The 25,303-nt window shown below is 44.8% G+C and carries 18 protein-coding genes and 1 pseudogene; 5 read left to right on the forward strand and 14 right to left on the reverse strand.

Annotation, left to right across the window (positions count from 1 at the left end; all coding sequences use genetic code 11):
* Positions 1-311 precede the first annotated feature (311 nt).
* From MKY63_RS29625 to MKY63_RS29635, 3 genes are read right to left on the reverse strand one after another with little or no spacing between them, the layout of a single operon-like run.
* Entirely contained in the window at positions 312-797 is a 486-nt protein-coding gene (locus MKY63_RS29625) for a DUF3888 domain-containing protein (RefSeq protein WP_339810826.1), read from the reverse strand.
* 60 nt (positions 798-857) lie between these two features.
* On the reverse strand, positions 858-1,790 hold the full coding sequence (locus tag MKY63_RS29630) for a phosphotransferase (RefSeq protein WP_339810827.1): 933 nt from the start codon (positions 1,788-1,790) through the stop codon (positions 858-860).
* A 26-nt stretch (positions 1,791-1,816) separates the two neighbouring features.
* Positions 1,817-1,978, reverse strand: coding sequence for a hypothetical protein (locus MKY63_RS29635; RefSeq protein WP_155288118.1), 162 nt, complete (start codon positions 1,976-1,978; stop codon positions 1,817-1,819).
* A gap of 174 nt (positions 1,979-2,152) precedes the next feature.
* Between MKY63_RS29635 and MKY63_RS29640 the strand changes: the two genes are divergently transcribed.
* Complete coding sequence (locus MKY63_RS29640; RefSeq protein ID WP_036686510.1) at positions 2,153-3,367, forward strand: MFS transporter; 1,215 nt, start codon at positions 2,153-2,155, stop codon at positions 3,365-3,367.
* 75 nt (positions 3,368-3,442) lie between these two features.
* On the opposite strand, the gene MKY63_RS29645 is transcribed toward MKY63_RS29640, so the two are convergent.
* Together MKY63_RS29645 and MKY63_RS29650 are read right to left on the reverse strand one after the other, a co-directional pair.
* Complete coding sequence (locus MKY63_RS29645; protein WP_036685878.1) at positions 3,443-4,153, reverse strand: SAM-dependent methyltransferase; 711 nt, start codon at positions 4,151-4,153, stop codon at positions 3,443-3,445.
* A 388-nt stretch (positions 4,154-4,541) separates the two neighbouring features.
* A complete protein-coding gene (locus MKY63_RS29650) occupies positions 4,542-5,435 on the reverse strand; it encodes a LysR family transcriptional regulator (RefSeq protein WP_076274919.1) in 894 nt (297 codons plus the stop codon).
* Between the two features lie 131 nt (positions 5,436-5,566).
* Between MKY63_RS29650 and MKY63_RS29655 the strand changes: the two are divergent.
* Positions 5,567-6,307: pseudogene (locus MKY63_RS29655) on the forward strand (SDR family NAD(P)-dependent oxidoreductase).
* A 599-nt stretch (positions 6,308-6,906) separates the two neighbouring features.
* Here the strand turns inward: MKY63_RS29655 and MKY63_RS29660 are convergent.
* From MKY63_RS29660 to MKY63_RS29670, 3 genes are all read right to left on the reverse strand, one after another.
* Positions 6,907-10,527, reverse strand: a complete 3,621-nt coding sequence (locus tag MKY63_RS29660; protein WP_339193140.1) for a X2-like carbohydrate binding domain-containing protein — start codon at positions 10,525-10,527, stop codon at positions 6,907-6,909.
* 351 nt (positions 10,528-10,878) lie between these two features.
* The gene (locus tag MKY63_RS29665) at positions 10,879-11,637 is read right to left on the reverse strand and encodes a DUF6612 family protein (RefSeq protein ID WP_038570065.1); all 759 of its coding nucleotides are present in this window, start codon (positions 11,635-11,637) and stop codon (positions 10,879-10,881) included.
* 218 nt (positions 11,638-11,855) lie between these two features.
* The gene (locus tag MKY63_RS29670) at positions 11,856-13,097 is read right to left on the reverse strand and encodes a metallophosphoesterase family protein (protein ID WP_076274265.1); all 1,242 of its coding nucleotides are present in this window, start codon (positions 13,095-13,097) and stop codon (positions 11,856-11,858) included.
* A gap of 226 nt (positions 13,098-13,323) precedes the next feature.
* Here MKY63_RS29670 and MKY63_RS29675 point away from each other — a divergent pair, with 226 nt between their 5' ends.
* Genes MKY63_RS29675 through MKY63_RS29685 form a run of 3 tightly spaced genes read left to right on the forward strand, consistent with a single transcriptional unit; the run spans position 13,324 to position 16,744 of the window.
* A complete protein-coding gene (locus MKY63_RS29675; RefSeq protein WP_036683495.1) occupies positions 13,324-14,037 on the forward strand; it encodes a polyphosphate polymerase domain-containing protein in 714 nt (237 codons plus the stop codon).
* Positions 14,038-14,039: 2 nt separating this feature from the next.
* Positions 14,040-14,768 (forward strand): DUF4956 domain-containing protein, encoded by a 729-nt coding sequence (locus MKY63_RS29680; protein ID WP_036683492.1) that lies wholly within the window; start codon positions 14,040-14,042, stop codon positions 14,766-14,768.
* Between the two features lie 29 nt (positions 14,769-14,797).
* The gene (locus MKY63_RS29685) at positions 14,798-16,744 is read left to right on the forward strand and encodes a CotH kinase family protein (RefSeq protein WP_076148121.1); all 1,947 of its coding nucleotides are present in this window, start codon (positions 14,798-14,800) and stop codon (positions 16,742-16,744) included.
* A gap of 112 nt (positions 16,745-16,856) precedes the next feature.
* Here the strand turns inward: MKY63_RS29685 and MKY63_RS29690 are convergent, their stop codons facing one another.
* The 6 genes from MKY63_RS29690 to MKY63_RS29715 form a co-directional block, all read right to left on the reverse strand.
* Complete coding sequence (locus tag MKY63_RS29690; protein WP_051491292.1) at positions 16,857-17,498, reverse strand: DUF1775 domain-containing protein; 642 nt, start codon at positions 17,496-17,498, stop codon at positions 16,857-16,859.
* Between the two features lie 62 nt (positions 17,499-17,560).
* Complete coding sequence (locus MKY63_RS29695) at positions 17,561-18,220, reverse strand: response regulator transcription factor (protein ID WP_036683486.1); 660 nt, start codon at positions 18,218-18,220, stop codon at positions 17,561-17,563.
* Positions 18,217-19,035 (reverse strand): histidine kinase, encoded by an 819-nt coding sequence (locus tag MKY63_RS29700; protein ID WP_036683484.1) that lies wholly within the window; start codon positions 19,033-19,035, stop codon positions 18,217-18,219. The genes MKY63_RS29695 and MKY63_RS29700 overlap by 4 nt, the downstream gene beginning before the upstream one ends.
* Positions 19,036-19,276: 241 nt before the next feature.
* The gene (locus MKY63_RS29705) at positions 19,277-20,170 is read right to left on the reverse strand and encodes a hypothetical protein (RefSeq protein ID WP_076272842.1); all 894 of its coding nucleotides are present in this window, start codon (positions 20,168-20,170) and stop codon (positions 19,277-19,279) included.
* 20 nt (positions 20,171-20,190) lie between these two features.
* The gene (gene cysK, locus MKY63_RS29710; protein ID WP_036683481.1) at positions 20,191-21,111 is read right to left on the reverse strand and encodes a cysteine synthase A; all 921 of its coding nucleotides are present in this window, start codon (positions 21,109-21,111) and stop codon (positions 20,191-20,193) included.
* Positions 21,112-21,259: 148 nt separating this feature from the next.
* Entirely contained in the window at positions 21,260-25,162 is a 3,903-nt protein-coding gene (locus MKY63_RS29715) for a discoidin domain-containing protein (RefSeq protein ID WP_339810832.1), read from the reverse strand.
* Positions 25,163-25,303: the final 141 nt, after the last annotated feature.

A 25,303-nucleotide genomic window follows, 5' to 3' on the forward strand; every position in this document is an offset into this window, starting at 1 on the left:
TGCAACTATCCCGTTTACCCACTCCCGGACACACGCACTCACCCTCATCACGCCACTAGCCCAACCTTCATTCCCTCTCACACACCCTCATCACGCCACTAACCCAACCTCTATCCCCTCACGCACACCCTCATCACGCCACTAGCCCAACCTTCCTCCCCTCTCACTCACCATCTCCTAAGACTCCCTTCCCTACTCAACCCATTACCTTTACCGCAGAACTCCCTACTCATGTAAAAATAGCTCGCCTCATAACTCAACGCGCGGCACATATTAACATCTACTCTTCCGCCCGCCTTACCGAAACTACACTATCTCAGGATGTTCTGATAATTTGGTGGGAAGTCTGACTTTTTGGGGTCTTTTAGATGCTTGAACGATTCAAGCTTCACCTTAGGACCAGGAGAGATCCTAAAAGTCATGGTATCTTCTCCAACTGAAATATGTGGACCTACTGTAGGATATACGTTAAGTGTAATCAAGAAATCAAACCCACGGAAACCATTGAGCCGCTTCACCTCAGTCACATCCACAAAGTAAGGATAAACCATTGGCGATTCTCGCAGAAGCGGTGAATAAATATCTGCAATTTTTTTCTCAATATGGGGTAAAAGAAATAACATCAGAATGTCTTGAAACTTAAGTTCGCGAGAATCTTGATCTGGCAGTTGAAGTCCCGAATCAGACCTGGAGGGCGTTATAGATTGAGGTTGAATTAACCTATTAGCGGAGCAAGGTTGTGGCGTCAGAACAAGCATCACTGCGACAAGAAGGGGAGCAATCCAGCTTTTTTTCATCACAATAGCCTCCTTAGGGAACTTTATATAAATTCCCCAAAGAGACCCTATTTTTATACGTTAAATCTCAATCCTGTCAAAAAGAAAGGGTTCTCCCTTAAGATAATTTTTCAGGATCGCTAGCGCATAGGGCTGTTCTGCTTTTAGACCCTCAGTTTCCCTAGGATCGGATACGTGATGGCAATATTTTTCGATCATAACCATGACCGTAAAATTCTCTAAAGTCTGAACCCACTCCCCATCGAGCTTGGCGATACTTTCGTACCCCTTAATGACCCCTTCTCTTTGCAATGGATACAGTCCAAGAAGGGTATGTGCCACGTCATAAAGATAATAACCCCAACCACATCTTCCAAAATCAATCGGCCGAGGTTCGCCCTCTTTAAATATGATGTTGCCTTGATGTAAATCTCCATGGATAACGCCATAAGACCTTCTGTTCTTATTTTTATGCTGCTTGCTTAACCAGTTGTATAATTTTTCAGCTGCCGACTGATACAGCACAAACTCATCATCCGTAAGAAAACAATGATAATGCAGCTTTAAACGAAGCATTGCTTTTCGAAAGCTATGCTCATCCCAAACAGGACGATTAAAGCCAGAGGGTAACTCCAGCTCCTGTGCCGCCTTATGTAGCTTGGCTAATAGAACGCCTTCTTTGTAAATTTGTTCTTCGGTAAGTCTTTCATTCGCATGTTCCCCTTCAACCCAACGCATTAAAGAGGCATACACACCTTCTCCATTTCCCTGTTCCACTCTGAACGTTACAGCACCTGTGCGATCGTGAACACCTTTTGGCAGGGGGACATCAATTTTGCTCTTCAAAAGCTCCAGCCACGCGATTTCGGAGTTGATTTCCTCTTTAGATCTCCCCGAATGAAGGCGCAGTAAAAAAGTTCCCTCTTTATTAGTTTCGATTACAAAGGTACAGGTATCCGATAGCTGGTTAAAACGAATCTGCGTCCAATCCAGGTCAAAGTTCTGAAGCGCCATTAAAGCTGCCTGCTTATAATTTTTTCTCATCGCAAAGGAAGGAACACTTCAGCCTCATCGGGCCAGGAAGGGTTCGCAATTTGATAGATTTCTATATCCAATCCAAGATCATTACTCTGCAAACTGTTATTAAATTCTTGCTTCATTTCCGGCAATTCAAGTACTTGGACTTGGCCTTCAACATTCATAAATAACCATCCCTTCAATGATCTATAAAAATGAAAACTATCTGAAAAAATATTTATCTTGAAAATATTTTCAGAAAACTAAATAATAGAAAAGCAATACTTACATGTCGGATCTATCATCTTAACCAAGGTGGAGCTTCATTACAGGCAGAAGAAAGGTTGAACATCGGCATCATGAATGCAATTCCAAACCTCAACAAGGCACAAACACGCAAAGAACGAGCAGGGAAAGAGCCCTTTCCCATCTCTATACTTTCTCTTACGGTAGGCGCTTTTGCGATTGGTATGACTGAGTTTGTTATTATGGGTATTTTACCAAATGTCGCCAACGATTTACAGGTTAGTATTTCGACTGCTGGCCAACTCATTACAATGTACGCACTTGGAGTGGCCGTTGGCGCACCCATCCTGACCATTCTCACGCAGCGCATTCCGCAAAAGAAACTGTTATGCCTTCTCATGATTCTTTTTATACTGGGCAACGGAATCTCTGTGTTTGCACCCAACTATACCGTTCTCATGGTAGCTCGTATAATTACAGCTTTAACTCATGGTACTTTTTTTGGGGTTGGCGCAGTCATTGCATCCAATCTTGTACAACCCAATAAGCGGGCCGGAGCCGTATCTATTATGATGGCAGGTTTAACGATAGCCAATATTGTCGGAGTTCCTCTAGGAACATTTATTGGACAAAGTATGGGCTGGCGGGCCTCATTTGCAGCGATTGCTGTCATGGGAGTCGCCGCGCTGATCGGCATCCTCATTTTTATTCCAAAGCTTAAACAAGAGAAACCAGCGAGTGTTATCCAGCAGATTGCTGCTCTGGCTAATCCAAAGCTGCTGCTATTCTTATTGATCGGGGCGTTAGGGAACGCCAGCTTGTTCACCGTGTTCACATATATTACTCCACTGCTTGAAGAAGTGACTGGTTTTGCTGAACATAGTGTGACTTGGATTCTAGTCTTATTCGGCTGTGGGGTGACCATCGGGAACATCGTTGGCGGAAAGCTTGCGGATTGGAAGCTGATGCCTTCTATCGTGGGACTTTATTTTGCAGTCAGTATGATTCTAACGATCTTTTCCTTCACGATGCATAGCCCAATAGCTGCGGTAATCACAATATTTTTCTGGGGTATGGTGTCCTTTGCGGTCATGCCAGGTCTGCAAATACGGATTATGAGTCTGGCTCAGGCAGCCCCTGCACTTGCTTCAACGACCAGCCACTCCGCCGGGAATCTCGGTAACGCAGCGGGTGCCTTTATTGGTGGTTGGGTTATTTCTCATCTAGCGATCACTTCGCTTCCTTGGGTCGGTGCGGTTCTAGTGGGCCTTGGTCTGGTATTAGGCATAGCTTGTTTTGTAGCAGAACGGAAAGAAAGTGTAGCGTAAGCTTTATAGATATTTATACAAAAAACGAGGGCGCTCCCAAAGTCATCATGGCTTGAGGCACCCTCGTTTTATATTTCAGAGGAACAATTCTGCTCTTCTAATCTTCAACATCTGCTTTGCACCTTTTTGAAATTCATAAGGAACCTCTAGTTCCTCTGCAGTAAATCCTTGTCTTACCAAATCATCAATAAGGCGGTCTAAATGCTCATACCTTTTGCAAGAAAGATCGACTAGTGGAAAGATTCGAAGCTCGCCTCTCGTCACCCGCATGAGTTCCTTAACAGTCTCTAGATGGAATTCATAGTCCAGCCGATCGCTGTACATAAATAGAAAGTGAGCAGATAATGTCAGATCAAATGCTTCATCCGCAAAAGGCAGATCCGGAAGTACCACAGGAACATAATGCTCCGGGGTTTGTTTTCGATCCTTAGTGCTGGCGGTTAAAGCTGCGTTTCTCGCTTCGGTCAGTCCCTCGATTGATTTAAAGTAGTTCCAAACGAAATTATCCTGTACTTTTTCCATTCCGGACATCGCATGTGCAATATCTAGAACCCCTTTGACTGCCAGCTCATCTTCAGAGTAATAGTAAGCAATATCAGCAGCCGTTACTTCACCACCCAACTGATTCGCTATTGCTGTAAAAGAGCAAGCACCCGCAGGACAATCCAGAATTCTCTGGCCGATAAGATCTGATTCCAGCAAATCAAACATACGTATATATTCCTCATAGGTCCTGCCAATAAAAACAATTCTCTCCAAATCAAGTTTTCCCTTTGCTCCGCTCATCTCAGCTCACCTTTCCTCTTCTATGCTCATCTACACTTCTACTTCTGTTTTATTATACGAATCAGGTAATCCATTAGAATACCCAAAATCAAAAACGTTCCAAAATGAATAATATAAGTTGGGAATCTGACGCTGATTAACGCACTATTGGTTTCCCATCTCGGATTATTTACATCAACCATGAAGCTTTCAAAAGGTTCTGTAAAGATCAGTGTATCTATAATAGGGTTCAAACGGACAAGAATAATATTCGCGATCCCCACCCCCAGATAGTCACTCAGACAGATGATGATACTTATAATCGAAAGCCAGAAACTGAATTTCCTCCTAAAAAACATCAAACACCGCCCTTTCTATTTTTTCTATTTCTTAACAATTCGTTTAAAATTCAAAATATCCTTGTCACGGTTAGTTCTTGTTTTAAAAAATGATACAATCTGGAGCTCGCTAGCTTGAGCGGATAATCTGAAAGTTTACATAGGATCCCACAGGTCATATCAATAACCTTCCCCTCCAGCTTCCGTACTATAGTTCCTGCTGGGGCTGGATTCAGCACAATCTCAGGAACAAGTGCCACGCCTAAACCACTTCCCACAAAATATTTCAGCGCTGTCATACTCCCAATCTCCATTGTATCTAGTGGCGGCCCGCCTGATTCCTGCAGCACACTTTCTAATTTTTTGCGATAAGGACAATTCGCTGCCGTAATCAGTAAGCGATGACTCTGTAGATCCTCTGGGGTGATATGTTCCTTGGATGCTAGCGGATGCTCTTCTGGCAAAAGTAACAAGAATTCCTCCGCAAATAACGGTTCAAAATAAAGCTCCTTACCGAGCTCTGGTGCCGAACACACTGCCAAATCAATTTCACCACTCAGGAGTAGTTCACTAAGTGCGGCGGTTCCCGCAATATCCACGGAGACTTTCACTTTAGGAAACTGTGCCATAAACTCACTTAAAAGCTGCGGCAAACGATAGCTCGCCGTCGGGTCCGTTACCCCTAATCGCACGTTGCCAGCTTTCCCTATTTTTAAATCAGCCAAACGGCTCTCTAGTCGTTCCATATCTTTAACGATATGTAAGCTCTCTTCATAAAACAATCTGCCTGCTTCTGTTAAGCTGATTTGCTTACCCCGCTCAAGCAATTGACATCCCAGATCAGATTCAAGCCTTTGCATCTGCATCGTAACTGTAGATTGGGCATAGTTCAATTCTTCTGCGGCACGATTAAAGCTTCCGGAAGTTACGATTGTTTGAAAGGTTTTTAATGTTTTTAGATCCATCCTAGTGTCCTCCAGTGTTCAATTCAAATAAATTGAACCAAACCTTCATTATATTCAATTATACGAAATCCACTTTTCTCTATAGAATACTTTATATCAACAACATACGCCAACTTAAGGAGTGCATGAGGATGGATCTCAACAATAAAGTCGCATTAGTAACTGGTGGAGGGACTGGAATTGGCAAAGCTGTAAGCTTGGAACTATCCAAACGCGGGGCTCACGTCGTAGTGAACTATTCTAGATCTGAGGATGAAGCCATTGAAACCGTAAAGACAATTCTGAATCAAGGGGGGTAGGCTATAGCAATACAAGCCAACGTTTCTAAAGATCAAGAAGTGCAGAGTATGGTGGATTCGATTATTCAGCATTTCGGGACAATAGATCTGCTAGTGAATAATGCCAGTATAACTAAACATATTGCTCTCGGAGATCTGGAAAAGGCAACCGAGGAAGTATGGGATGAGCTATATGATGTAAATGTGAAAGGAATGTTTTTCTGCGCCAGAGCGGTTGCACCATATATGAATCATAAAAATTCAGGAGCCATCATCAATCTCGGCAGCATCGCTGGACAGACAGGCTTAGGCTCCTCCCTTCCTTATGCCGTCTCCAAAGCGGCTGTCCACGGTCTTACGAAATCGCTGGCACACGCGCTGGCTCCAAATATTAGAGTTAACTGTGTAGCACCGGGCGCCGTTGCTACTAGATGGTGGGCTGGACGAGAAGAACAGATGTATAAACTAGCCCCTAATCTGCTGCTTCAGCATATTTCAACCCCCGAAGATATCGCCCAGTTCGTCTGCGCTGCGCTAGAACAGGAAGCAATGACTGGACAGATCATTACCATAGATAGCGGACAAACATTGTAACAGCCAAAACAGCTAATGGTATGTCAGAACTACTTTTAAGTATCATTAGCTGGTTCTTACGTATCGTACAGGACGAAGTGAAGCGTTGATAGAATAATTGGGGAATTTCTCCCTAAAATTCTGAGTTTTCTGGTCATCCAACCAATAATTAGGGAAAACCTCCCTAATTATTAGCTAATTTACTGGCAAATAACGAATTCGCCTGATTTTTAGGGAGGTATTCCCTGATTTCGTTCATTTAAAGCAAATATCGGCTATTTTCAGGGAGGTTTTCCCTAAATACTATATAGCCAACACTGTAGGAACCATAAATGCATCCGACATACCACATAACGTATACCACACACCTCCTCATAGCACGTACCACATACCACATGATTCATAGAACGAAGCCATCCGATATATCACATATCGCATGACTCATAGAACGTAGCACATAGCATATACCACATGCCTCATAGAACGTAGTACATAGCACATAGCGTATAGCACATATAACATACCTCCTATAGCCTGAGGGTTAAAGTAAGAAGCTGCCCCAAAAGTAGAATTTTCTACTTTTAGGACAGCCTTTTCAGCATAACTATTAATGGAGATTCTTAGTTAGGTTCACTACCCCAGATCAGATTACCCGAGATGTAGGCTGGCGCTTTTGTCCAATCTACAAAATTGGTATCAACCGCATTAAAGGAGTAATCTCCGGTTTGAGTGTAATTTGACCAATCCTCTTTAGCTACTCGCACTTGGATATCGATGCTCGCACCCGCAGCAAGTGAACCTGCTGCACTCGAGAATCCAAGCTCCAGATAATAATCCGCATCAGCTTTAGCCGTTGGCAGCTTCACAAACGTGCCCGTTACATTCGCGCTTCCAGCCTGTGACCAATCGCAGAAGAAGCTTTGTGCCTTCTCTCCGTCAATTGTGTAATAATATCTTAATTTCACATCAGAAAGTGCAACAGCACTTGTACTTGTGTTCACCAGCTTGAACTTTGGATTTAGCGTATTTCCGGAAGCAGTCACTGTACCGTTATACATCTGCACTTTCAGTGCTACTGTAGGAGCTACTGACGTATCTGAGATAGTGACAACCAAGGATTGTGCGGCTCCGGCACTAAACTCAAAGGTCAGCGTTGTCGTTCCTACGGCTTGAGTTGCCAGATACTCCTTCTTGAGAGTGACTGTTGATCCACTTACCGTATAATCCGTTCCAGCTACGAGGGTTGCCGTTCCATTTTTGATCGCACTCAGCGTATTTCCGTTCAACGTCATAGTTACGGCGACGTCTGTCTGATTCGCTGTCTTCTTATCAAATCCGGCGCTTGTTGGCGTTATCGTGGAGTTGGATACTGGTGTTGTAGTATCCGTTACCGCTACCGCCAAGGATTGTGCGGCTCCTGCACTAAACTCAAAGGTCAGCGTTGTCGTTCCTACGCCTTGAGTTGCCAGATACTCCTTCTTGAGAGTGACTGTTGATCCACTTACCGTATAATCCGTTCCGGCTACGAGGGTTGCCGTTCCGTTCTTGATCGTGCTCAGTGTATTTCCGTTCAACGTCATAGTTACTGCAACGTCTGCTTGATTTGCTGTTTTCTTATCAAAACCTGCGCTGCTTGGGGTGATGGTCGAGTTGGATACTGGTGTTGTAGTATCCGTTACCGCTACCGCCAAAGATTGTGTAGCTCCAGCGCTAAAGCTAAACGTCAGCGTAGTCGTTCCTACCGCTTGTGTCGCTAAATACGCTTTTTTAATCGTCACTGTTGATCCACTTACCGTATAATCCGTTCCGGCCACGAGGGTTGCCGTTCCGTTCTTGATCGTGCTCAGTGTATTTCCGTTCAACGTCATAGTTACTGCAACGTCTGCTTGATTCGCTGTTTTCTTATCAAAGCTTGCAGTTATTGGCGTAATGGTCGAGCCTGTAGCTGGTGGATTTACAGGATCAGCATACAAGGTGCCTCGGCCATTCGTACCGAGATATACACGTCCATAGATTCTTGGATCCCCAGTAATCGCCATATTGATCTTAGCGTATTGGTGAGCATCGTCATTAATACGTACCCAAGTTGCGCCAACATCATCGGAACGGAAAACGCCCCTTACACCATCAATCTTCGCTACGGTGTACAATGCCATATAAGTTTGGCCCGGAGCAGCCTTACCATAACCAATAAGATCAGCTTCTTCTACATTCGTTAACTTCGTGAAGCTCGCACCTGAATTAGTGGAGTGCCATAGACCATATTTATTCTCAACCGTATTCCCTCCGGCGAACCAAATGTCGCCTTCAATACCTGGAACTGCCTTCATACTGATTTGGGCTTCATTCGGCTGTAATCCAGCCACATTATTGGTCGGGAAGCCCGAAGCTGCGGTGGCAGTAAATGTAGCTCCACCATCCACACTTACATAGAAAGTTCCTGCATAGAATCCATAATATTTGTTAGGATTCACGCGATCAGACGCTATCTTCGCCCCTGACGGTAATCCTGCACTTGCTGTCCAAGAATTGCCTGAGGTTTTGGAGTAATAGACCCCAATATCTGAGGTGCTCCACAGAATGGAATTACCACTTGCAGAGACTGCCACTTGTCCATGGCCCACCGTTGTTTTGGTTCCATTTGAAGGCTCGGAGTTTGGCATATACCAGTTCACTCCACCATCGTTAGAGATACCAATGGACTTCATGCTTGGCGTTTTTTCTTTATCTGCACTGCCTACCCGCACCATATAGGACGGACTCAATTCAGCGTAGTCAATACTCATCGTTGTTGCCCATGAAGGACTGGTCTGGAATTTGGTTGGTGCTACCGACAAATCCTCATGACGGAAACCAGAAACGTCACCAAGTGCAGTGATCAAATGGGAAGTTCCCGTTGGCGGGCTAATTAGCCCCAGCACTGCAGTTTCCTCCACACCTTTTGCCATGACAGAGATATTTACCTTGCCACCGGTATCCCATGAGGTCAAATTGTTCGAGCCATAAATTGTTGCTCCAGTGCCGTACATCATTCGATTCGAGTTAAATGGATCAATTTCCAAATCACCCATCATCCAGCCTAACTTCGGTGAAGGATCCAGGGATGTAGAAGTGGTTCCATGATCGAGCCATGGAGCGGCGGTGATATCCATACTGAACTTATAAGTCCGTTCTGGATAATTGCCCCAATCCCAAATGCGACTCCAAGTAGCGCCACCGTTGGTACTGCGGAAAATGACTTCATCAGGCCACCAGGCGTTTAAGCTGGATACCATCAATGTGTTAGGGTGCTGAGCATCCAGCGCCAATCCACCAAAGCCGTACCAATTATCTGTACCAGTCGTAGGACTGATATTGGTCCAAGCCCCACTAGTTTTGTTGTATTTCCATACTTCACCCTTACTACCATCATACGGTCCTACACCATTACTATAAGTAATATAGAGATCGCCTGTGGATGACAGCTCGCCGTGATGTGGCAAGAAACCCGTAGGTTGTCCAGCCAGAGCTGTCCAGGTTACTCCACCATCTGTACTCCGATATACGCTGCTAGCCGTGTCGGCTACACCAACATAGATCGTTTGAGTTGCATTGCCAAGTGTACCTGTACTCTTATCGAAAGTGATCCAAGACAATCCGACAAGATCATTCCCATAATCAAGTGTCGGATTCTGAATATAAGTTCCAACGTTTGGAAAAGAGGTTACCTTTGACCAAGTTACACCTGAGTCAATACTTTTCCAGAGGCCATTACCACTTCTAGCTCCAAAGTAGAGAATGTTGTTCTTATTGGGGTCGATGACTAGGCGTTCACCAGCGGAACGGCCCGGCATATTGCCACCTACTTTAAAAGGCAGTGGAGTAGTTTGCCAGGTGTTCCCCCGGTCATTAGAGCGCATAATCTGGCCATTATTATCCCAATGATTAGTATACGTACCCGTTGCCATGTAGACTTTATTAGGATCAATTGGGTCTGTAGCCAGAGCATCTACGCCATTCTTGTTCCAATCTACCCAGCCTACCGAGTCACTAATTGAGACCCAACTGGATGTAGCTTGATTCCAGCGATAGGCACCGCCAATATCTGTTCTGGCATAAATCAGATCCGGTTCAGTTTGATTAAAAATAATTCCGGGTACAAAGCCCCCGCCAGCTCCCGTTACAACGCTTTTCCAGGTGTAAGGTTCACTTGAGGCTGCATGGGTAGTAGCTGGGAATGCAGAGAATAAAGAGCCTACCATCGCGCCAAGCAGGACCAAAAGTCCTGTTTTCCGGATACGGTTACGAATCACGTTTTACGCCTCCTACGATATAATTGGTTTGTTTATGCCTTCTTCTTACTCTATATCCCTGCTCCTCCCTCCCCCTTAATCCATACCTTTAGAACTTAGAATCCATTTTCTGATAACGCTTTCATTATAATGGTAAGGTTTTTCATTATCGAGAGAAAATGGTTACATTTTGCAGAAGATTGTCTCTAAAAATCGTACCATTTTCACACTTCAGGATACAATTTCACTAAATTTTGATCAAAAATAATTCTGTTGATAAAGAAAACCTCCGGAATAAATCCCAGAGGCTTTCTAATATAACTATTCTTCACTAGTATCTGCAGGCATAACAATCTCTTTTATACCATTAAAATGGCTGATATTTGTTTGCAAAGTGAGCACTGATTCTGAATCTAAGTTTTCTGATTTCAATGAAGTGAATATTTCCGCTTCCACTTTTTGCGGCAAATGTGTAGTTTTATCCAGCGTATATCTTAGTTTAATTTTGTCTGTTAAATTCTGTTTCATCAATTTGAGTGTTTCCTTACTCGCATCATTAGACGATATCTCCATCGAAAGTATGTATTCTTGTTCCTCTTCAGTAACAACGATCTCCTGAGAATCTATCTGGTACGTGTCTATATAATCGTACGGATCAATAAATCTTTGTACCATTTGTTTTTCTTTCACTGGAATATAATCGTCTTGCTTGATAAATAAATCATCCATTACCTTTGTATGATATTCAGTATCCGATATGTACTCTTCTCGTTCCTTCCCTTCCGCAGTCTCCGATTTTAGATATACGGTATAAGGATTTCTAACATAGTCGACATGAAATGAGACAGCGCTCGACCAATGTTTATCTTCACTTTTTTCCGATTTGCTTGATGTTTCTTCTTGTTTCTCCATTTCTATAGTGTAGCTCTCCTGCTTAGCCAGTTCACTCCGAGACATGCTGAGCAGCTCCTCTGCACGCTTATCTCCCCCTCCTTCAGCACCCGATTTAGTGTTCGTTGCACAACCTGTCAAACCTAACATACAAATGATACCGATAAAAACCGCTTTTCTGATAAACATATTACTTCCCCTTCACTTCAAATGAAATCCAAATATAACTAAATCTATTTTATCATTATAAAGCTAACAGCTTATATGACGGAAAAGGTAGACATGTGAAAAAGCGTCTTAAGATGTACAGTTGCGCCGGGTTTGGTGCTTTGATGCAAATCAAAAAAATACCTCCCCCGCCTTTACAGCTGAGAAGGTATTTTAGTAATATTACCAATTCCCTTAGCTCAATGTGTCAGCACAAACTCATCCAGCAGCTTTCCATCCACATCATAGGCCTGATAGGTTAATGTATACCCGGTAACGTTAATGCCGGCAAACATTTGCTTATTGTTCTGAAAATGCACCGCGTGATAGAACTGATCTTCTTTTTTCTCGTTAAATTTCCCTCCAGAAGCGTTGGTCACAACATAGACTGTACCTCGTTTAGCATCTTTGGAAATCTCACCTTCTGGAACTTTTTTTCCGCCACGTAACGGGTAGGATCTGGAATATTCATGATTATGACCCTGCAGCACTAAGTCAACCTGATACGTATCAAAAATATCCGTCCAATCTTCAACTTTCTTATAGGAGTTCCCCCCGTAAGCCGGACGGTGCATCGCAACGATTTTCCATTTCTTGTCTGTGTTCTTCAGATCTTCCTTCAGCCATTCCGTTTGCTTTTTTAGATTGCTCTCTGTATTCAGTACCGTTACATGCACAGGTCCATAATCGAAGGAATACGAGGTACCTGCAATTGAACCTTTTGCCCCATTATCCGGCAGGTTGAAGTGTGAAGTATAATACGTTGCATCCTCATCCACCTCATCATGATTGCCTGTTACCGGCATTAACGGAATCCCTGAAATCCAGCCCTGCACATTGCCAAAAAAATCATCCCAGCCTGCCGAATCCTCCGGATCCTCCGTCAAATCGCCGTTATGCACAATAAATTTGGCTTCAGGAAATGTCTGAAAAGCCTTGTTCAGTGTATTCCCCCACAGCTTAAAATCCTCTGCCGTTTCCCCTTGAGAATCCGTTACGTTGATAAAAGACACACTGTCCAGTCCATCTTCTTCCGTTGTAAATTCCGCTGCCGGACTCCATTCCCCTTCAACGCCACTACCCACTCTATAAGTATATAACGTCCCGGGTTCAAGACCCGTAGCTACCACTTTATGAACACCTTTGGTGCCATTGTCTGTTTTGATGGAACTACTTTTCGCTTCTACCCTTTGTACATCCGTATTTGCAAAAGAGGACACCTGTCCCTTTACAATCTCCAGAATGCCTGCTGCACTAGAATCACTTGTATACCAAGTAAACGCGCGGCTTGTGCTCGCGGCTCCCTTAAAGGTAGTCACGAGATCATACGGTGCTGGTGAAGTAGCATCACTTCCGCTTTTCGATCGTTCCAACCCATAAGCCACTAAAATAACCACAATCACAAGCACTCCTAGGATTATGGCAAATTTATAGTCTCTCATCACGGTACCTCCTTATGAAAATTTCTCTCTAGCCTTCTAAATAAGATAGCCCCCTACAAAGTCAGAAGTCAAATCTGCACACGATTCTTTATACAGACTTTTGTTAACGCAGTGTAAAACATTCAGCAAACATTCAGTCTATTTTAAGTTAAGCATAAGGTCTGTCTCCTAGAATTAGTCAAGCAGGAAGGTTAGCCAGAGATAGAGAGAGAAACGAGGTGTGAAAATGAATAAGAAACTTCAATTCCGGCATGAACTTAAATTTTTCATTAACTATCATCAATACCTTATATTACGCCAGCGATTGCAAAGCTTGATTGATAAAGATCAACACGCTAATGAGAGTGGAGAATACCACATTCGGAGTTTGTATTTTGACGATATCAACAACACGGCACTTGCAGACAAGCTCGGCGGTCTCAGAGAGCGGGCCAAATACCGGATTCGCATTTACAACATCCAAGACAACATCATTCACTTTGAGAAAAAAATTAAAATGGACGATTATATCGCCAAAATCAAAGAACCGCTAACACGGCAAATGTACGACGAGATTATGGCGGGCAACTACGAAGTGCTGAACGTCCCGGACAGTCCGCTGTTCATGGAGTTATACGATCAGATGCGCCATAACCTGCTGCGACCCAAGGTCATCGTGGATTATGTTCGCGAGCCTTATGTTTGCCACAACGGCAATGTGCGAATAACGTTCGATAAAGAATTACGTACGGGCCTGCATTCTACGGATATTTTCGATAAGGATTTGCATCCGATTCGGGCGATTGATGAGAACTTCATAATTTTTGAAGTGAAATTTGATGAGTATATTCCGGAGTACATTAAAATCGCATTGCAGCTGGAGGGACTGAATAGGCAGTCCGCTTCGAAATACGTGATCTGCCGCAAATTCTTAAAAACTAACACTTGGGAGGATTATTGATTATGAATGCATCACTAGCACCGCTAGCAGCTACAACAACGACTACAGATACTACAAATAATTTTTCGGACATTATTAAAAACTCGGTGATCGACAATTTTGTATCTGATATTAGTATCTCCAAGATGCTGATTACCTTGGGCGTAGCTTTTCTGATCGGATACTTCATTTACCTGCTCTACAAACGTGTCTTTAGCGGTGTTTTATATTCCAAAAGCTTTAACGTCTCACTTATGGGCATGACCATGATTACAGCTACTGTCATTATTGCGATTAACTCTAACCTTGTGCTGTCCCTCGGTATGGTCGGCGCATTGTCCATCGTTCGTTTCAGAACACCAATCAAAGATCCAACTGATCTGATCTTCTTGTTCTGGGCAGCTGTAGCAGGGATTGTAACAGGCGCAGGATTTTTCACCTTAGCTATTATCGGTTCGATCATTATCGGCCTCATTTTGTTCCTGTTCATCAAACACTCTTCTATCGAAACGCCATACTTACTGGTCATTAACTGCGACAGTGATGAAAGTGAACGTGAAGTACACAGCCATATCACCAAATCCGTAAAACGCTACAATGTGAAGCAAAAAACAGTCTCCGCAAACAATATTGAATTGACGCTGGAGCTTCGTCTGGATGATAAAGTAGGCGGCTTTGTCAACACAGTCTCTGACCTAAAAGGTGTCAAAAATGCACTCTTGATCAGCTATAGCGGTGACTATGTATCTTAATTATAACGAGATGAAAGGCGGTGCCCCAGATGAAAACCAGAGGTAAGTCAATCCTGCTGAGTTTTTGCTGCCTGCTGCTGGTCATCGCCGTAGCCGGGTGTCAGAACGCAAGTCCGTCTGCAACAAATAATCCAACGTCTGATGCTCAAGACAAGGTCATTTCGAGCGATGAGAAAAAGCTAGACGAGCAGGTCTTTCCAAAAGATAAGGTCGTGGATGTCAAAATCACTTTGGACCCGGACGATTTTCAGGATATGCTGGATAATGCCAGTGCAGAAGAATATAAAATGGCTTCCGTAGAGTACAACGGTATGAAATACGATAATGTAGCTGTACGGACCAAAGGAAATCTCAGTCTCAGAAGCGTAGTACAGATGACAGACTCTGACCGCTACAGCTTCAAAATTTCTTTTGATGAGTATGTTAACCAGAATTTATTCGGCATTACTAAAATCAATCTTAATAATAATTACAGCGATGCTTCTTATATGCGTGAATTTCTGACCTATGAGCTCGCTGAAAGTGTCGGTCTCCCGACGCCGAAATATTCCTTCGTCAATGTGTATGTAAACGATGAACTGAAGGGTTTCTATCTTGCAGTAGAACAGATCGGTGATGCTTATCTGGAACGCAATTTCGGCAACACTTATGGTGCACTTTATAAAGGCATAATGACCGGTCAGGGCAGTGATTTGACTTGGCTTGGCGATGATCCAGCCCTCTATACTGGACTAGAAATGAAATCCGATAAGTCCAACGATGATATTCTTGTCGACATGCTGAATGAGCTAAATAACGGCACCGATTATGAAAAATACATCGACGTAGAGGAATCGCTGAAGTATATCGCTCTAAATGCGGTCACGGGTAATATGGACAGTTATTTAGGTGGGAATAAGCAGAATTATTACTTATATGAAGACGATGGAGTCTTCTCGATTCTGCCGTGGGATTATAATATGGCTTTTGGCGGCATGGGAAGCGCAGATGTGTTAATTGACGAGCCTACCCAAGGTGCGTTGGCAGAACGCCCGCTGATTGCGAAACTGCTCGCTAATGAGGAATACAAAACGAAATATCACGAAATTGTTAGTGAGATGATTACTGGCTATCTAGCGGACGATACGTTCCAGGCTCGGATTGATGAGCTGAACACGATGATTTCCAGCTATGTCAAAGCGGATCCATCCGCCTTCTACACTTTCGAACAGTATGAAAATGGGATAAAGGCTGTTGAGACCTTCATGTCGAACATGGCCAAAAGTATCCAGCAGCAGCTCGACGGCACCATTTCTTCATCCGGTGACGGATCAGGAAGTGGTGGCGGCATGGGTGGTGGCATGGGCGGCGGTGGCTTTGGTGGCGGCGCTAAAAATGGTGCAGCTCAAGGCGCTGCGGGTGCTGGGCAGGCCACAGGTGCGGATGGCGCTACTGGTAATACTGGCGCAAACGCAGCTGCACCAAATACCGGAGGGCAGGCGGCTACGGGTGGACAGACTGCTCAGGGTGGTGCAGGTGGTGAGCCTGGTGCCATGGGCGGACCGGCTATCCCTAATGCCGGCGATGGTCCTGGCAGTAACTCACAAGCAGCTGCGGGTGGGCAGACTACACAAACAGGGCAAACTGCTCAAGACGGACAAACCAACACCAACGGGCAAGCTGCTCAAGGTGGACAAACCAACACTAATGGGCAAGCTGCTCAAGGTGGATTTGACGGCGGCGCGGGTGGTGAGCCTGGTGCTATGGGCGGACCCGCTTTCCCTGAAGGCGGCGGAAATGGCCCTGGCGGTGGCGGCATGGGCGGCGGTGGATTTGGTGGCGGTATGCCTGGTGGTATGGGCGGTGGCGACTTTGGTGGTGCTGGTACTATGCAGCAAAAAGGCAGCACGAGTGAAGCCATCACAACTGGCGTCGCCATCCTTCTCCTAATACTAACCGCTGCTTTCGTAACCTACTACAAACGCAAACGGCTGTAGAGCAGTAAAAAGTATCCTCATCAACAAATAATTCATGCAAGAAGCCTCCGTCGTTTATTGACGGAGGCTTCTTGCATGAACACTATATTCTTGTATCACAACTAGTTCCCGCTTACTCTTTCCGCCCGCGCAATATACTTATGGTTGCTATTAAAAAGGCTAGTAAAGAGATCCCTAATGCGATATAGACCATTGGGTTGACACTGGTTGAGTTGTTCTCGCTTTCCATGATGGCATTATGTTCTTCCATACTCATGCCATTGTCACTGGAACCGTGAGAATGTTCATTCCCACCGGAGGCTTGCACAATCGAAGTAATAGAATGCGGACTTTCTGTTCCTGCCTCACCAGACCACTGCACCAAGCTGCCATCGGCATAATGCTGATAAGCATCCCAAGCAATGTCACCTGCAGTATCAGGGTTCTTCGCTGTGAAATAGAAACGTTGGAATTGTCCTGCTTTAATTCCTTCTCCATTAGCTATCCAGCTAACTTTGTTCCCCTCAATGGTAACATCCCAGCCCGGTGTAGCCTCATATTGCTTGAACTCGGCACCTGCCGGGATACGTAGATCAACTTGTACAGTCGCTACATCTTTTTCTGAAGGGACTTTAAGTGTGTAAGTCTCCCATGCTCCGGTACTGGATTGTGCTGGTGCCACGGTTACGTGTGCGCTTGCCACGGCTGCGAACAACAGAAGTGTTGCAGCGGCTGGTGCGAATAGTGTCATTATTTTGCGAGATAATCTGTTCATAGTTAGAGTGCCTCTTTCCTTAAGTAATTTTATCATTTTTTCTTTCATCTCTATCCTCATATTTACCGCGGAAAATCACGTTTACGTGAAGCAAGCCCCTGCTCCAGAGCATAACGCGTCAGCTGCGTACGATTTTGGAGTTGAAGCTTTTGAAGGATGTTTTTCAGATGGTTTTTTACGGTATGCTCCGAAATCGACAGGCTTATGGCAATCTCTTTATTCGTCGATCCGGAAGACACACAGCTTAAAATCTCCTTCTCCCTTGCCGTCAATGACTCTCCTTCGTCCGTTACTGAAGGAACGGTAAATTCTTTCAGGATTTGAAAAGCCAGCTCCCGGCTTAGCGGTGCTTCTTCATTCACAATGGCTTGCAAATATTCAATCCAGGTGGAAGGTGCCAGATTCTTCAGTAAGTACCCTTGTGCACCTTGCTTCAATGCTTCGAGGAGGTGGGAAATTTCGTCCGATACCGTAACGATAACGATTTTGACATAGGGATATTCCTGCTTGATCCGGCGAGTAGTCTCCAGCCCGTCCATCTCCGGCATCTGAATGTCGATAAGAATGAGATCAGGCATCCACTGGGCCGTGAACGCGATCGCCTCAGGACCACTCTGCACTACACCAATGACCTCAAAACTATCATCCATGGACAAAATCTCACACATCGCCTCACGCGCATGCGCATGATCATCCACAACCAAAACCCGGTACCGGCTCATAAACTTCCCCCTCCTTTCGTAATTTCTACATTTGTCCCCGTATTGCCGGAGATCACCTGAAGCTTCCAACCCATTCCTTCGACACGTTCCTTCATGATCTGAAGGCCGTAACTTCCGTTTACCTCAAAAGGGTCATGCTGAAATCCTTCGCCATTGTCGACAATCGCCACGCTCCAGTTTTTCTCAGTGCCTGCACCCGTGATAGAAACCTTCGCCGCTCTTGTATGCTTACGCACATTAATAATAGCCTCTCGGATACAAGATAGCAGCTCTGCTTTTTCCGAAGGAGAGAGGGCTTCATCCTGTAGACTCCAATCCAAGGAAACTTCAATCATAATCTCGTTAGCCATTTGAGCAAGCTGATCTTTAACCGACTGTTCCAATGAAAAAGAGTGCTGCTCAGACACTGGTACCTTCAGATTAGCGATCGCCTGCCGAACATAACGGTTCACCTCGTGGACGGTCTTTTTGATCTGATCCACATTTTCTTCGCTGACTTCCCCATTTCTGCGGCTTGCTTCCAAACGATCTATTTTGACAGATAAAAGAAATAAAGATTGCGCCATCCCATCATGCAGTTCCTTAGCTAGCCCTTCCCGGGCTTTCATTGCCTCTTTGAGCGCACGTTCCTGCTCCAGCTCCCGCTGATTCCGCTCCATAAGCGAAAACATAGGGACGAGCAATACAAGAGTGAACAAAAATACGAGAACAGGTGTCAAATAATTCCCCAGATCCATCGAAATATAAGGCATTAGAAACTGATGGCGCACGACCTCCCAGATCCCTACCATTAGCGTTGGCAGTAACAGGATCATGTACTTGATTCGGTTATACGTTGCTGTCCCCTCCCGTACATCTTATGATTAACAATATCACCGTCACAATTCTGCTACATGACTCGATCGGGCTATTTAAAGTTCTTATTGTTACAAATTTAAGTATTTTAAAAAAATAATGCTATCCTTTGTAATATTATAAGCAATATATAGTGAAAATTTATACTTTCTTATATTGTAGCAAAAAAAAGATACATCCTTCGATGTATCTACATCCCAGTTATAGTGGTGATGTGTAGCGTCCGTATTGAATGTCCATTTCTTTAAAAACATCTCCCTCTTTTTTCAGGAAAAATGTATTTACGCCTTCCGCTCCCCACCACTCCATACCGAGTAATGGACCTTCAGCGGTTTCCGCCGCAAAAAGAATAGAGAACATCTCAGGTATCACTTCCCCTCCATCATCCACCCTCCAGACGGAATATTCATCGCCTTGAATGACAGCCGGATAATCCATAAAGGTAAGCCCGACCTTGTCTTCCAGTACGAGACTGAATAACATATCCTGATCCTGCCTAATGAATTGAACGAGATACAGCTGCCGTTCACCAGACAGGTCAGCAAGTTTCCAAATGTGCTCTACTTCACGATTTTTTGCAGAAACAATATTCTGCCGCACATTTTCTGCAACATTTAGCGAGGCTTGCTTAACCTCCGTAGGCTTAACAGAGATTAGCGCATTCGTATTAAACTCTGCCTGATCCGTCAGGTAATAGGTCTCATCAGGAGTCGCATTCCCCTCTTCAACCGTATAAAGATACCCTGGCAGATTCACAAAATTGTGAGCCATCTCCCGGCCATTACTGTTCTCCGTACCCTCCTGCCATTTATTCAATTTCACTTTTAGCACTTGCCCATGATCGCCGATCGCCTCATTCAATTGTTGCATTTGCGCATCCAGCCCTTTTTTCTGCCCGGTGACTAAGATGCTCTTGCCAGACTCATCTGCAAAACCAAAATTCGCCTTCAGCTTTCCAGCTTCCAGATAAGCTGCTGGCTGCTGCATGCTTGCCGTTGGTGTTGGCTCTGCACTTGGAGAAGGGGTTGGCTTGTTAGAGCCTGAGCAGCCCGCCAGCAGTAGAACAATAAGGAAACTCACACTGAGCTTATTCACTCCCATTCCTCCAGACGAAACTAAAATATTCCCATACTAAGATATCGTTCCCCTGTGTCAGGTGCAATGCAAAGCACGCGTTTGCCAGCCCCAAGACGACGCGCTTCCTGCAACGCCGCCCATACAGTGGCACCACCGGATGGACCCAGCAGAATTCCTTCTTTTGCAGCCAGCGTTCTTACCGTCTCCAAGGCAGCTTCATCCGCGACCTGAACGATGTCATCGTAGACCTGTGTATTCAAAATTGCGGGCACAAAGCCCGGACTCGTTCCTACCAGCTTATGTGGTCCTGGCTTTCCTCCAGATAATACGGGCGAGCCTTGCGGCTCAACCACAAGAACCCGGATATCAGGTAGATGCTCACGCAAAACCTCACCGGTTCCAGTTATCGTGCCCCCAGTTCCTGATGAAGCAACAAACACGTCCAGCTTACCTTCCATTTGCTCCAGGATTTCCAGAGCGGTCGTTGTCCGGTGAATATCAGGGTTGGCTTTGTTCTCGAATTGCTGTGGAATAAAACTGTTCTCCACTTCTTTTCCCAGCTCAATCGCTTTTGCTATAGCTCCCGGCATCCGTTCTGCTGCCGGCGTCAGCACAACATCCGCACCATAAGCCTTTAGAATATTGATTCGTTCCTTGGTCATATTATCAGGCATGACAAGAATCGCTTTATACCCTTTTGCCGCGGCATTCATCGCTAATCCTATCCCTGTATTTCCACTAGTCGGCTCAATGATCGTCCCGCCCGGCTTCAACAAACCTGCTAGCTCGGCTTGCAGGATTAGATTATAAGCTGCCCGGTCTTTTACACTGCCACTTGGATTAAAAAGCTCCAGCTTCACATATAGTTCTGCATCTTGGGGGCTAGTCAGCCGATTTAATCTTACAACCGGTGTATTCCCAATCAGCTCTGTTATATTGTTAACCACTAAGGATGTCATTTTAGAGCCTCCTTCATTTCTGTACCTTCCATTATTGTAACGTGAGCAGCACCTCCTGTCGATTCAGAACCCTTGGTTTCTGCAACCTGAAAACAACCGCCCCCCACGAAAGCGGGAGACGGCTGTTCAGTACTTGCAGCATTTATTTTTAAGGATTAACGTTAATCGTAAAAGTAGACGTATTGTTTTTAATATTCGTTACCGTGTTGGTAATCTTCAGATTGTTAAAGGTGGCTGACCCTCTGGCAGGACCTTGCCCAGCCTCAGCCGCTTCATTTACCCAGATGCCCACTCCGGATTTGCTGTCAAAAGCATCTCCACTCTTTTGCGCACCGGAAATTGTGACATTCGTGAAGATGGTATCTGTCACTGGGAATTGTGGCGTGGAGCCGACATAGTTGGTTTGGAACATGATACCATGATAGGTTGGATCAATGATATCCACATCACTGACACGAATGCCTTGGAATACCTTAGAGGCTGAGAATACCCAGATTGCCGGGAAGGTCTGTGCCCCCCAGAAATGTCCACCTGCACGAACAATGGAAATATTCTCAAAATTCGTTGTCGGTGAAGCGCCAAAGCCGTTCATTGGATACCCGAAGTCAAGTGAGCTGATCGTAATTCCAGAATAGCAAAGCGTGTCGGCAATATAAATGTTGCGGAAGGTATTGGCATATCCGCCATAGACGGCTACACCTGCTGCCCGCCAGGTCAAGATTGAAGTGAGATTTTCATAAATATTATCCTTCATATCTGCACCACCGGAATCAATAGCCGAAAACAATGCAAAGCTATCATCCCCTGTTGCCCGTGCCTCAATATTGGATACGAGATTATTCGTGCTGCCATTCGTCATATTGATGCCGTCAGCGAAGGTGTTGCGGATACGGGAGTTTTTGATCACCATGTAATCCGTATTAGCTCCCCAGTACATACACACCTGATGTTCGGTCCAAATGTTATCGATCGTAATATTTGCCACATTGGAGAAATCAAATACTTTACCCGGACCATCAATACGTGATGTGTAGTTCCCAAAGTAAGCAAAATTCGCAAAAGTAGAGCCATTAGCGGTATCGCTTGCCCGGAAACCGATATCCGTATTCTCCTGATTCGTTGGAGCGTAGAATCTCGTATACCATGGGCCTGCACCAATGATCTTCACTGCTTTTCCATAGACTTGAAATTTACTGGAGGTCTGATAGTTACCTGCTGGCAAATACACACCTACAAGATTTCCGGTCGTATCCATGCGTACTTTATCTAGCGCATTTTGCACATCCTGATGTGTAAAACCGGCTGGGACCGTATATTTAGCCGGATCTGGATTGGCAATCGGTGAAACCTGCTCCAGACTGATGAAATCAATGGCATACTGCGAGGTATTTGCAACATCTTTTTGCAGTCGAATCGTACTACCTTTCGGAATCGTGCTGTCGAACATAATGTTGGCTTCATCATAAATATGCCGCGGAGAGCCCGCGCTTGGTGAATTGCCGGGACTTATCTCTGAACCGTACAGCCATGCATATTTAGAGGTCAGATTAATCGCCTTGGTATAAACTCCGTTCACATAGATGTTCAGTGTAGCATTCGTACCGTCTCCACTCGCCGAATCTGGAATCGAGAAGCGGGTGACCAGTGTATTAGTGTCAGCCTTAGTAGTGAATTCTACATAACTACCTGTAGTATTCAGTGTAACTGCTCTTCTGCCTGAAGCCTCACCCGCAAGATCTCCAATGGTCCGATTAGCAGTAAGCTTCACAGCCCCGCCACCAATCACACCCTCCTCAGCCTCATAAATGTCGTAAGGCATATTGGCTCCACGACCTACAAAAAGAGACTGTGTTTGAATATTGTTGGCTTGTTTAACTGGCAGCTCATTAGTGTCTACTGCAATTTCGGTCTTCACAGTATATTTGCCATTAGCTGCTGTCCAAGTGCCAAGGCTAACAGGAGGCGCTGTTACTCCACTGCCAATCACGCCGTTATAGGTTCCAGTTAAGGTTTGGAGTACAGCATTCGTAGTAGCATCCAGAACCTTCAAGGTTATGTTATGAGCACCCCCTGCGGATGCTGCCGTCCCTTGATTCTTGATTGCCACCGAGAAGCTGACCACATTGCCGCCTGCTGGATTGCTTGGTGTCCAGCTAACTGGGGAAGCTACTAGATCAGAACTGGATACGGGAGCAATAATAAGAGAATTTGGACTAGTGAAGCTGTTATTGCCTTCGTTCAATTCAATAACCGTATTATTCTCGTCAACCTTTGCAGTTAAAGTATAGGTAGCTGCATCCTTTACGCCCATATTTAAAGTGACGTTCGTAGATGCGCCAGCCGCTAATGCCCCCACTGGGCTAGTACCTACAAGTGTGCTGCCCAAGTAGAAATTTACATTAGTCGCTGTGGAAGCTAATGTTCCAATATTTTTTACCGTTGCATTTAAAGTAATGGCATTGGTCTCTACTGGAGCTGAAGGTGACCATGTAAGACCGGTTATCGCCAAATCCGGATTAGCAGCTGGTGCACCCATCACTTGGAATTCAGCGATTTGTCCAGCGGTTGAACCAGTATTGGTGGTAATCTTCAACTGTACTTCACTAGCCGTGGCCGTTACCGGAATAGTGACCGTATTGCCGGTTGCCGGATTAAAAGTATACACGGTTGCTGGCACAAGACTAGTAAAGGCTGTTGTATTCTGATTATGCCCAAGCACTTGAATAGTCTGAGTACGTGTGGACCAGGCCGATGATGGATTCAGTTTGAGGACAATGGATGTAATATCGGCATTACTACCCAGGTTTACAGATAATGTATTGGGATAACTTCCTCCTGCTCCTTCCCAGTAAGTAGTTACATCACCGTCATTCGCATTTGCAGGAACAAAGGTAAAGACGGAAGAGGAAGCGTTGATGCTTTTGTTCAAAGCCAGATTGGAACCCGCCCCAGGCGTTGGTGTAACTGTTGGTGTCGGGGTCGGTGTTACCGTTGGAGTTGGTGTAGGTGTTACTGTCGGTGTTGGCGTAGGAGTTACCGTCGGTGTCGGTGTTGGTGTTACCGTTGGAGTTGAGGTAGGTGTTGCCGTTGGTGTTGGAGTTGCCGTCGGCGTTGGTGTTGTCGCAGAAGCTGGAGTGACGTTCAAATTATCTAGATTCACATTTCCAGTGTCTCCTGTATCGTACTTATAAGTAATCGTGTTAGCGCCAGCATTCAGAGCCAGCGTCTCAATCTTTGTTGACCACGTATTCCAATTGGCCAGATTCGCAAGTGAGGTTTGCTTAATTTTAGTTCCATTCACATAAACACTAATGGTTTTTGTACTGCCTGATGCATTTGAAAATCTTAATGTAGCATCATAGTTACCAGCAGAAGCTACATTAACACTAAATGCAGTTGCAGCACCTTGATTTAGGTAACCATCAACAAATCCTGTACCTGTATAACCTGTATGATCCGTGTTAACCTTGGCACCACCGGATAATGCGGCATTCTCCGCTTCATATCCTGAGGATGGAGTTGTAGTTGTATTACCATGAACCTCAAATTCCGCTAACTGTGCTGCTGGCCAGACCGTATTGGATGTGAAATTCAGTTTAACATATCTGACATTCGCAGCTGTAAAGCTGATGGTCACTGTATTGGAATCACTCGTTGGATTAAATGTATAATTGGCGGAATCTACTAAGTTATTGTAAGCTGCATCATCTGTACTCCCTTGCACCGCTAACGTTTGAGTTCTTGTTTCCCAATTCGTAGGCAGCTTTAACACAACCTGATTCACGCTGCTTGCTGCCCCTAAATCCACTTTAATCCATTGTGGAAAAACACCGCTTGCGCTCTCCCAATACGTTCCTTGGCTGCCGTCATTAGCATTGGCTGCTACGTATACATCACCGAACGAGCTTGAAGTAATAGTCTTCCCTTGGGCTAAATTCCCCGCAGCTAAACTCACCGAGGGATATAATCCTAACTGACCTACAAATAATATAACAATCAAACAATAAAGTACTGCCGTCTTCCCGGTAAATCTTTTAGAAGCTGCTATCATTGAATAACCACCTTCCAAAATTTTGTGGAGCTATACAGCAGAAAGGATGCGCTTTCAAAACAGTAGTTTTATAGACATTCGCCTCCTACATTTGAAATGATGGATTACGGATACAAGCTAACTAATAACGCTAATAATATA

The sequence above is a fragment of the Paenibacillus sp. FSL R7-0189 genome, from assembly GCF_037969925.1.
In the GTDB taxonomy this organism is placed as follows: domain Bacteria; phylum Bacillota; class Bacilli; order Paenibacillales; family Paenibacillaceae; genus Paenibacillus_AQ; species Paenibacillus_AQ odorifer.

Excerpts from the sequence above, each read along its gene's own strand:
- MKY63_RS29625 (WP_339810826.1), bottom strand. The coding sequence starts at position 797 with ATGAAAAAAAGCTGGATTGCTCCCCTTCTTGTCGCAGTGATGCTTGTT.
- MKY63_RS29630 (WP_339810827.1), bottom strand. The coding sequence starts at position 1,790 with ATGGCGCTTCAGAACTTTGACCTGGATTGGACGCAGATTCGTTTTAAC.
- MKY63_RS29635 (WP_155288118.1), bottom strand. The coding sequence starts at position 1,978 with ATGAATGTTGAAGGCCAAGTCCAAGTACTTGAATTGCCGGAAATGAAG.
- MKY63_RS29640 (WP_036686510.1), top strand. The coding sequence starts at position 2,153 with ATGAATGCAATTCCAAACCTCAACAAGGCACAAACACGCAAAGAACGA.
- MKY63_RS29645 (WP_036685878.1), bottom strand. The coding sequence starts at position 4,153 with ATGAGCGGAGCAAAGGGAAAACTTGATTTGGAGAGAATTGTTTTTATT.
- MKY63_RS29650 (WP_076274919.1), bottom strand. The coding sequence starts at position 5,435 with ATGGATCTAAAAACATTAAAAACCTTTCAAACAATCGTAACTTCCGGA.
- MKY63_RS29660 (WP_339193140.1), bottom strand. The coding sequence starts at position 10,527 with ATGGTAGGCTCTTTATTCTCTGCATTCCCAGCTACTACCCATGCAGCC.
- MKY63_RS29665 (WP_038570065.1), bottom strand. The coding sequence starts at position 11,637 with ATGTTTATCAGAAAAGCGGTTTTTATCGGTATCATTTGTATGTTAGGT.
- MKY63_RS29670 (WP_076274265.1), bottom strand. The coding sequence starts at position 13,097 with ATGAGAGACTATAAATTTGCCATAATCCTAGGAGTGCTTGTGATTGTG.
- MKY63_RS29675 (WP_036683495.1), top strand. The coding sequence starts at position 13,324 with ATGAATAAGAAACTTCAATTCCGGCATGAACTTAAATTTTTCATTAAC.
- MKY63_RS29680 (WP_036683492.1), top strand. The coding sequence starts at position 14,040 with ATGAATGCATCACTAGCACCGCTAGCAGCTACAACAACGACTACAGAT.
- MKY63_RS29685 (WP_076148121.1), top strand. The coding sequence starts at position 14,798 with ATGAAAACCAGAGGTAAGTCAATCCTGCTGAGTTTTTGCTGCCTGCTG.
- MKY63_RS29690 (WP_051491292.1), bottom strand. The coding sequence starts at position 17,498 with ATGAACAGATTATCTCGCAAAATAATGACACTATTCGCACCAGCCGCT.
- MKY63_RS29695 (WP_036683486.1), bottom strand. The coding sequence starts at position 18,220 with ATGAGCCGGTACCGGGTTTTGGTTGTGGATGATCATGCGCATGCGCGT.
- MKY63_RS29700 (WP_036683484.1), bottom strand. The coding sequence starts at position 19,035 with ATGATCCTGTTACTGCCAACGCTAATGGTAGGGATCTGGGAGGTCGTG.
- cysK (WP_036683481.1), bottom strand. The coding sequence starts at position 21,111 with ATGACATCCTTAGTGGTTAACAATATAACAGAGCTGATTGGGAATACA.
- MKY63_RS29715 (WP_339810832.1), bottom strand. The coding sequence starts at position 25,162 with ATGATAGCAGCTTCTAAAAGATTTACCGGGAAGACGGCAGTACTTTAT.